Origin of the sequence: Leptospira congkakensis (assembly GCF_004770265.1) — a bacterium.
Lineage (GTDB): Bacteria > Spirochaetota > Leptospiria > Leptospirales > Leptospiraceae > Leptospira_A > Leptospira_A congkakensis.
This window is the reverse complement of record NZ_RQGQ01000021.1, coordinates 1-8,806: the sequence shown is the minus strand read 5'-3', so window position 1 is coordinate 8,806 and position 8,806 is coordinate 1. Positions and strand designations below refer to the sequence as shown.

The following is an 8,806-nucleotide window of genomic DNA, read 5'->3' as shown; positions in this document are numbered from 1 at the left end:
AAGCCAAGAAAGGTTACTAAAAAGCGTTACCATTCTCATGCCGCTTAATCATTACCCATCTCTTGAAGTCATACCTAAAATTAAATTTAAAATATGAACTTTTAAGCAATTGACATTGTCTACCAATTAACCACAATAGCAATTGTGGAAAAACGCGTCTGTCATTATCCGTTAAAAAAGATCAAAGAACTGATAATGGAGGGAAAGTTTTCTATTACAAAAAACGCGCAAAAGACTGCAATTGAACAATTTGGATTTGGTGAAACTGAAATTATTAATGAAGTTCTAAATTTACATAATTCTGACTTCTTTAAATCAATGACTTCTCATAATAATCATTTGCTCTGGCACGATGTTTACAAAAAGGAGAGCAATTATCATAAACTTTATATTAAAATCCAAATTTCGAACAGTAATACATTAGTTATTTCTTTTAAAGGAGATGAAAACATATGAAAGATAAAAAATGGATCGATTGTCCTGTCTGTGGTGAAACAAATTCTATGGTTTTCAAAACTGATGTCTCAGAAAATTTCAATATTAAAGATTACGGAAACCTAAAAATCAATAATCTAGAAGGTTACTATTGCAAAAATTGCAAAGACGGAATTCTTACGCGAAAATCTCAAAATCACATTAATGCTGCAATTGCTGAATTTAAGGCTAAAAAAGATGCTGAAGTTACTGTAGCTGCGGATCTTATTAGTGTTGATGAAATGGCAAAGAAGTTAAAATTGTCTCGCCAATCTATTCATAAAATGATGAACATTGGAAAAATCAGATATGTTTTCGTTGGCGATATTAGATTACCTTTAAAAAACCAAAAAGTCTCTCATAAATAACGGTCCAGCGCATAACAGCGTGGAAACGCTGCGCTTCGGCACTTACGGCCTCGCTTGGGCTACGCCACATTCCCTTTCTGTCACTCGCTCGCATACGCAAGCTGCGTGCCAGTCCCTAACGTCCCGTCGGGACTCAGGGTCAGGGAACGTCGTCTCCCCTAGTTCGTTAGTTGCAATGTGCTAAATTTCGTTCTCGTCAGGTTTCTTTATTTCACTTTTTTATTTATACGGAAGTCTAGATTAATAGTATATTAAACTCTTAACGCTTGTTGAACAAAGTCCCTCTTTGATTTACTTTGCTTCATTTGTTGAAGCATTCTGGTGGGACTTCCAGTTCTTTCTTATAATTAATTTATTCTCGAACGGCACACTGCAACTAACAGCGTCTTAACGCTTCACTTCGGCACTCACGGCCTCGTTCGGCCTCCGGCAAATTTCCCGCTTCCCTAACGCCTACTACGCAGGCTCAGGGCGGGAAACTTCGTCAAGACTAGTTCGTTATACGAAATCTTGGAAAATTTTTATGAGGAAATATTTAATATCTAGTATAACTGCTCTCCTTTTTTTTATATTATCATGTCGGAATGATCACTCAAAAAAGGTTTTAATCTATGAAAGTGACGGGCTTAGCGGCCTTATTACAGAAGAAGGATATTTAATTACTAAACCAATTTATAAATATATTTTCCCTTCATCCGAGGGAATTTTTCGTGTAAGCCAAGAAGGAAGTTTTGATACCGGATATATAGATTCAAATGGAACTTTAATTACAGGCTTAGTTTACGGCTCTTCATCAACCGACTTTAGCGAAGGATTTGCAAAGGTGCAGACAAATAAATGCATAAAAACAGACTTTGGGGAGTATTGCCTCACTGGCTTTATAAATCATTCGGGGATTTTTACTATCCCTTCTATATTTCACGAAGCTGGTGATTTTTCCGAAGGTACAACAAACGTTGCAATCGTAGAAAAATTTCCTAAACCACATATCCTCTGGGGGATTATAAACAAATCTGGTACATTTGTTATCAAACTTTCTTCAGACAGGTATTATCGAAATTTCTCCTCCGGATTAGCTGCCTTTTCTGATAACAAAACAGGACTCTATGGATATATCAATATAAATGGAGAAACTATTGCTAAACCGATATATGATTTTGCGTTTGATTTCACAGGACACCATGCCCTAGTAGAAAAAAATAAAGAATACGCTGTGATAAAAAATGATGGATCTTATATTTTTCCATTTGATGGGTATACTGCTTCAGGACCAGACTTTGAAGGAACTATAAGAATCTCGAACAAAGTGAATACAATTACAATCTATCGAAATGGAAAAATAGAATATAATAACTTTATCGATATATTTGTAACATATTTAAGACGTATTTATATCATTTTCTTCATTGGGTTGAAGCCAATATAAAAAAACGATTACCCAAGACTTCGTATAACAGCAACTAACCGCTTCGCTTCGGGACTTACGCCCTCGCTCGGTCTGCGACACATAGGCTTTTGGCACTCCTCTTGCTTACGCAAGCGTCGTGCCAATCCCTAACGTCCCGTTTCCGGGACTCAGGGTCAGCCTACGTCGGTTAGTCTATTTCGTTAAGCGCAATTACTTAAAATGATTATTGAAAATCATAAAAAAATAACTGAAGAAGACTTAAAATTTGCGAAATCAATATGGAATTTTCTTTCTATTCGGGAAAATATTCAAAAATCAGATCTAATATTCGTATTATGTAGTCATGATTTGAGAATTGCGAAATATGCAGTTCAACTTTACAAACAAGGTTTTGCAAAATTTATTTTGTTCTCGGGAGGTTTAAATTTTTTCACCAAAAATATTTTTCCAAATTCTGAAGCAGAATCTTTCGCAGAATTTGCTTTATCTGAAAATATTCCAATGGATGCTATAATTATAGAAAATGAATCTACAAACACGGGAGAAAACATTCAATTTTCTAAACAAATAATTGATTCTTTGAATCTTACAGTTGATAAAATTATTGCTATTCAAAAACCTTCTATGACTTTAAGAATTAAATTAGCATTAAATAAACAGTGGAATGACGGGATTTTCTACATTTCTTCACCAAATTATACACTATCTGATGCTCCGCATTCTCATATTAATCTTTTTATGATTATTAATGAAATAGTCGGTGACTTACAAAGAATTATTGAATATCCTAAACTTGGTTTCCAATCAGAAACAGTTATTCCAGATCAAATTATAGAAGCTTACTATTCTCTCATTGAAAATGGATATAATTTACATCTTATTCAATGAGAACTATAAAATATAAATCTTTTATAGATAAATTCATTTCATAGATTGTTTAAGAAAATGCATTTAAGGATTAGAATTCGAAAAATTAAAGAATTGTATGAAAGTAAAATCCTTATAATTTAAAGTAAATAAAAATCAATGGAATAATAAGTAACTGCGCTTAACAGCGTTTTACCGCTTCGCTTCGGCACTTGCGGCCTCGCTCGGGCTACGCCAAATTCCCCTTCTGGCATTCGCCTTGCTTACGCAAGCTACATGCCAGTCCCTAACGTCCCCTCGGGACTCAGGGTCGGGGAACTTCGGTAACTCTAGTTCGTTATACGACATGACAGAAAAATTAAATTAGGAGAATAAAATGAGAATAGAAAATCTATTCATAAAAAATTTTAGGGGAATCGCAGAATGCAAAGTAGAATTAAATCAAGGTTTTAATGTTCTAATAGGTTCAAATAGCTCTGGAAAAACTTCAGTCATCAAAGCATTGAACTGGCTCCTTAATCCATTCATGCAGCCGATTATAAACAATTCTATTCCTTATGGAATCCAGGCTACTTCTGAAAATTCAATAATAGTTGAGGCTGATTTCTCATTTGACGCTGAAGATTACGTTGAAATGAAATCAATGCTTGCCAACAACAAAAGTATCTCAGCAGCTTTACCTGCAAAAATACCTGATGAATTGCGTTTTAAATATACCAAATATGGAACGGTAAGAAAGGGAAATATAGCAAACATTCAGCAGAATATGGTTTTTTCTGATTTATCCAATACTGCATACCAGCATCTTATCGGATGGGCAGCTCAAAAAGCTCAATCATCAACTTTGATTTATTTTCATGGCTTTGAACAAAGCTGGGATGTGAATGGCTTCCAGAATTTCATTCCCACTTCACAAGTTAATAGCATAAACATTAACCAACCAAACCAACTTATATTATATATAAAAAGTATAATATTAAAACTAAAAGATGAAGAGCCTGAAAATTTCAATAGTTTTAAAGAAAAGATACTAAGTTCCCAAAGTTTAATAAAAGAGTTCGATGCTGATTTCAATATTAGAACTGGACGTGCAGAAATATGGGTAAAATATTCAGAATCAGATTTTAAAAGACCATTAGAAAACGAAGGATTGGGTTTTCAAGAATACATATACCTATTAGTTTTAATACTCTTATATCCAAACAAATTAATTGTGATGGATGAAGGTCTTGTGCATATGCACAGAGAATTATTACGCAATTTTATTACATCAATCACTGATACCAATTTTCAAATATTAATGACTAGCCATGTGAGAGAATTAGTTCAAATTCTAGATTATTCAAATTTAATTTACTGTTCAAATAAAAATGGAAAAATTGAAGTTCAAAACTTTTCATCAATTGATGATTTAAAAGCAGTTTATACTGAACTAGGGTATTTGGATGAATCAAATCTTGCGTGACAATATACGTAATGTTTATAGATCTCTATTTAGCCAAATCCCATCACTAACCCGGCCAAAAAGGGAATTTCAAGTTAGAAATTTCAATGTTATTGAATCATGGATTGATGAAGAAATCAAAAAAGCAGGAACACATACAGAAATAGCTTCGAGAATATGCCAAATAATACTAACCAGGGAACCATTTTGTGTTGCAAATTTGAAAATGGCTTTTACAATCGCCTACCTTTATTTACAAACAATTTCAAAAGAAAGTTTAAATCCGATTAGCATTCCTTCAACAGCTCCAAGTTTTACGATAGCAGAAATTAGCGAAATTGTAAAACATTGGATCCGATAATACTGTCACGTCGTATAACAGCGGCTTACTGCTTCGCTTCGGGACGAGCCCTCGCTTGGGCTGCGCCAAATTGTCCTCCTGTCACTCGTTTGCATCCGCAAACTCCGTGCCAGTCCCTAACGTCCCGTTGGGACTCAGGGTCGGACAACTTCAGTAAGCCTAGTTCGTTAGTTGCAATATGCTAAATTTCGTTCTCGTCAGGTTTCTTTATTTTACTTTTTTATTTATACGGAAGTCTGGATTAACAGTATATCTAACTCTTAACCCTTGTTGATCAAAGTCTCTCTTTGATTTACTTTGCCTCATTTGTTGAAGCATTCCGGTGGGACTTCCAGTTCCATTTTACCTACACTTTTTTACTCGTAAGGCATACTGCAACTAACAGCGTCTTAACGCTTCACTTCGGGACGTGCCCTCGTTCGGCCTTCGGCAAATTTCCCGCTACTCCTAACGCCTACTACGTAGGCTCAGGGCGGGAAACTTCGTTAACACTAGTTCGTTATGCGACATTTTGGAATTTTAAACTATGGAAATAAACAATTATCAATTAAGCTCCTATTTTCTTAATCAGAAATTATTTTTATCTAGCCTTAGCCCAAATCTTGTTGATGAATACGAGACGAAAGCTCTAAATATTAATTATTATGATGATCATTTAAATAAGATTTTCATAGATAAATATTCTATGGATCTTACACTTGAACATATTCAGCGTAACGAAGTTCCAGTTCTAGAAAAATTAATAATTACTAATGCCTTAAACATAGACTCTCTATTCTATTCAGATTATACATTTACTTTCAAAAATCTAAAAAAAGTAAACTCTTATGACAAACCTTTTCAAAAAACATTTTATCTAGAATTACCTCAGTATAATATAAAAATAGAGGGGGAATATAATACTGCTCATTATACTTGTAACACTGCATTTACAAATTTATCAAAAAAGTATAAGTGTTTCCTTTACGGAAAAATAGAATCCTTCAATGAAACAAAGAGAATACTAAAAATTAGACCAATTGTCTTTGCCGAGAAATTGATCAAATTTCAAAATGATAAAGACAATCACCCATTTAGAGCATATATAGTTGAAAAAAATAGACTAAATATAGAAGATTTCGATGAGTTTAAAAAAGTAAAAAAATTTAACAAGAAAGTTGATTTTTCTGTCCTGGCTTCCATTCCAGAAAAAGAAATTAAACGTATGTTTGCGGAGATTATTCACGAGAATAACATTCCGAAAGATTGGGGAGGAGAAACTTCAGACCTCTATACTTATAATTTACATTTAGGAAAGAAAAGAATAAGGGCGGCTTTCGCATTTAAGGGGCCGGCAAAAAACAAAGTACTTGAACCAAAAGATCTTGGAAAAAATGGGGATCAGATAGTAAGATTGTTTCATGAAACCGCTGACGTATATATTCTTCAACACTGTAATTATATCAAAGGAACGGTAGAAACAACAATGGATGCCTTTTCTACTCAACATTTACGATCTCGAAAATACGTAATAATTAATGGCGAAGATACTTATAGACTTTTAAAAAGTTATAATAAAATATAAGCCAAAACGTCGCATAACAGCATCTTCCCGCTACGCTTCGGGACAAGCCCTCGCTCGGCCTACGGCAAATTCCCTTCCGTCACGCTTCTCGCTCCGCAAGAAGACGCGCCGACGCTAACGCCTACTACGTAGGCTCAGCTACTGGGAACTTCGGGAAGACTAGTTCGTTATGCGCAATAGCTGAAATTTAATATAAAATAAAATTTTGGAGAAGAAATGAAATTTTACGTAATTATATTGCTTTTGATAGGCAATAGTATTTATTCTCAAACATTATTTGAAACACAAAGTAAAATAAGAACAGAAAAACCATTTTCAATTTATACAGGACAGAATAGTGTCTCTTACTATTATTCAATGCAATTTTTAGGGGCTTCTTACGCTTTCGACAGTAAAAATGAAATTGGTGTAAATTTGATATTTTCTAAATATTCGTCAAATGATAAAAAATCAATTTTACCTTCACCATCTTATTTATTCGTTTTTAATGAAAAATTTTCATTTGAACAAAATTCAATGAAAGTCTTTTATAATTATTATATTTTTAATTCACCATTTTTCTTTAATGCTACTATTGGCTCTCTACCAGAAGTATCCCAGACTTATTCTGCTATTATACTACCAATTTTTAGTAATAATAATTCGGAATTGAATATTAATGTTACAAGAAAAGCTACTGCTTACTTTTCACCTGGTTTAGGAATGAAATTAATTCTCGATAATGGAATATTTTTTTCGGTTTTCGGTGGCCCAATGTTCATTTATGAAAATCAAATAAAATCAAATTCATATAGTTATTTAACATCGAATTCTGATTATCAAAATATTCTTTCTACATTTATTTTCGACTACTTGATTGAATCAAAGAAAAAAGATCTATTTGGATTTTCAAAAAGAAATTCAGAAGCATACATAGATTTTTCAGCAGGAATCTCGTTCTAATAAATCAGCTACTGCGCATAACAGCGTCTTCCCGCTACGTTTCGGCACAAGGCCTCACTCGGCCTGCGGCAAATTCCCTTCCGTCACGCTTCTTGCTCCGCAAGAAGACGCGCCGACGCCAACGCCTCCTTCAGAGGCTCGGCTTCAGGGAACTTCGGGAAGACTAGTTCGTTATACGAAATGGCATAAACTTTTTAAAATATGATAAATAATAATGAGAAATTCGCAATATTAACATTTTACAATGCAAATGTTAATTTAAGTGAAAGTATTATTAAAATCAATGAAAATCTATCAATAGCTACTGAATTTCCGATTGAAATAGATAATTATTGGAAAAAATGGATTGGAGATATTCAATCTGAAAAAATCAAAAATTCAAATTTATCAATCTTTTTTAAAGAGAAGGTTGAGAATCCAAATATCATAGATAGAAATAATAGGGAGTGTGAATCTAAAGTATATTTATTCTATTGTTCTTTAGTTACTATTACTGAACTACTTTGTGATTATTTTCCCCTACAATTCACAGGTGCAAAATATAATAATATTTTTGAAATTCAATCGTTTTCTCAAATGTTGAAACCGGAATTTGTAAACGGAACACCTTTTCGTAGAATAGATAAAACAGTAATAGATGATGCAATTCAGAATTATTTGGCATTAATTCAACTTTCTTCTTTAAAGAAACATTCACGAATTTTCAGAGGAATTAATTATTTTCTAGATGGCATTACTACAGATGATTGGAAAAATAAACTTCATAATTATGTAAGAGTTATCGAAGCTTTCATAAATCCGGAAATAGGTAACACCCAAAGGCAATTTAAATCTAGAACAGAATTGTTCATAGGTCCTTCATTTCATTCCTTAATGGAAAAAGTATATGCAATCAGAAGCAACATTGAACATGTTCACGAGATACAAAGAGGATTTGATAACCTTAATGCTACTCAATTCCAGAAATTGACAATTATTACTCAAAGCATTTCTCGGTATTTATTAAATTTCTTCCTGAGTAATAAAAATATTTGGAATTATTTCGAAGATTCTACAATTGATGAATTTTGGAAATTATCTCCTGAAAAACGAATGGAAATCTGGTCTGATAATTTTGATATAAATAGCCTATTAGAAGAGATAGACAAGCTTATATAAGTAAAATCTATTAAATATGCCACTTCGCATAACAGCAACTAACCGCTTCGCTTCGGGACTTGCGCCCTCGCTCGGTCTGCGACACATAGGCTTCTGGCACTCCTCTTGCTTACGCAAGCGTCGTTCCAGTCCCTAACGTCCCGTTCGGGACTCAGGGCCAGCCTACGTCGGTTAGTCTAGTTCGTTAGTTGCAATGTGCTAAATTTCGTTCTCGTCAGGT

General features: G+C 33.7%; 9 protein-coding genes. All 9 read left to right on the top strand.

The genetic code is table 11. The annotated features are described in order from the left end of the window. Positions 1-144 precede the first annotated feature (144 nt). On the top strand, positions 145-456 hold the full coding sequence (locus EHQ70_RS18075) for a type II toxin-antitoxin system MqsR family toxin (RefSeq protein WP_135588813.1): 312 nt from the start codon (positions 145-147) through the stop codon (positions 454-456). Continuing rightward, positions 453-842, top strand: coding sequence for a type II toxin-antitoxin system MqsA family antitoxin (locus tag EHQ70_RS18070; protein ID WP_135588811.1), 390 nt, complete (start codon positions 453-455; stop codon positions 840-842). Before EHQ70_RS18075 ends, EHQ70_RS18070 begins: the two co-directional genes overlap by 4 nt. A gap of 523 nt (positions 843-1,365) precedes the next feature. Then, on the top strand, positions 1,366-2,268 hold the full coding sequence (locus EHQ70_RS18065) for a WG repeat-containing protein (RefSeq protein ID WP_135588809.1): 903 nt from the start codon (positions 1,366-1,368) through the stop codon (positions 2,266-2,268). 201 nt (positions 2,269-2,469) lie between these two features. After that, positions 2,470-3,138 (top strand): YdcF family protein, encoded by a 669-nt coding sequence (locus EHQ70_RS18060; protein ID WP_135588807.1) that lies wholly within the window; start codon positions 2,470-2,472, stop codon positions 3,136-3,138. A gap of 355 nt (positions 3,139-3,493) precedes the next feature. Beyond that, complete coding sequence (locus EHQ70_RS18055) at positions 3,494-4,582, top strand: ATP-dependent nuclease (protein ID WP_135588805.1); 1,089 nt, start codon at positions 3,494-3,496, stop codon at positions 4,580-4,582. Further along, positions 4,563-4,922 (top strand): hypothetical protein, encoded by a 360-nt coding sequence (locus tag EHQ70_RS18050; RefSeq protein WP_135588804.1) that lies wholly within the window; start codon positions 4,563-4,565, stop codon positions 4,920-4,922. The genes EHQ70_RS18055 and EHQ70_RS18050 overlap by 20 nt, the downstream gene beginning before the upstream one ends. A gap of 526 nt (positions 4,923-5,448) precedes the next feature. Further along, the gene (locus tag EHQ70_RS18045) at positions 5,449-6,486 is read left to right on the top strand and encodes a hypothetical protein (RefSeq protein ID WP_135588802.1); all 1,038 of its coding nucleotides are present in this window, start codon (positions 5,449-5,451) and stop codon (positions 6,484-6,486) included. A 216-nt stretch (positions 6,487-6,702) separates the two neighbouring features. Continuing rightward, a complete protein-coding gene (locus EHQ70_RS18040; protein ID WP_135588800.1) occupies positions 6,703-7,428 on the top strand; it encodes a hypothetical protein in 726 nt (241 codons plus the stop codon). Positions 7,429-7,629: 201 nt separating this feature from the next. After that, on the top strand, positions 7,630-8,586 hold the full coding sequence (locus EHQ70_RS18035) for a hypothetical protein (protein ID WP_135588798.1): 957 nt from the start codon (positions 7,630-7,632) through the stop codon (positions 8,584-8,586). The last annotated feature ends 220 nt before the right edge of the window (positions 8,587-8,806 follow it).

Excerpts from the sequence above, each read along its gene's own strand:
- EHQ70_RS18070 (WP_135588811.1), top strand. The coding sequence starts at position 453 with ATGAAAGATAAAAAATGGATCGATTGTCCTGTCTGTGGTGAAACAAAT.
- EHQ70_RS18065 (WP_135588809.1), top strand. The coding sequence starts at position 1,366 with ATGAGGAAATATTTAATATCTAGTATAACTGCTCTCCTTTTTTTTATA.
- EHQ70_RS18060 (WP_135588807.1), top strand. The coding sequence starts at position 2,470 with ATGATTATTGAAAATCATAAAAAAATAACTGAAGAAGACTTAAAATTT.
- EHQ70_RS18055 (WP_135588805.1), top strand. The coding sequence starts at position 3,494 with ATGAGAATAGAAAATCTATTCATAAAAAATTTTAGGGGAATCGCAGAA.
- EHQ70_RS18050 (WP_135588804.1), top strand. The coding sequence starts at position 4,563 with ATGAATCAAATCTTGCGTGACAATATACGTAATGTTTATAGATCTCTA.
- EHQ70_RS18045 (WP_135588802.1), top strand. The coding sequence starts at position 5,449 with ATGGAAATAAACAATTATCAATTAAGCTCCTATTTTCTTAATCAGAAA.
- EHQ70_RS18040 (WP_135588800.1), top strand. The coding sequence starts at position 6,703 with ATGAAATTTTACGTAATTATATTGCTTTTGATAGGCAATAGTATTTAT.
- EHQ70_RS18035 (WP_135588798.1), top strand. The coding sequence starts at position 7,630 with ATGATAAATAATAATGAGAAATTCGCAATATTAACATTTTACAATGCA.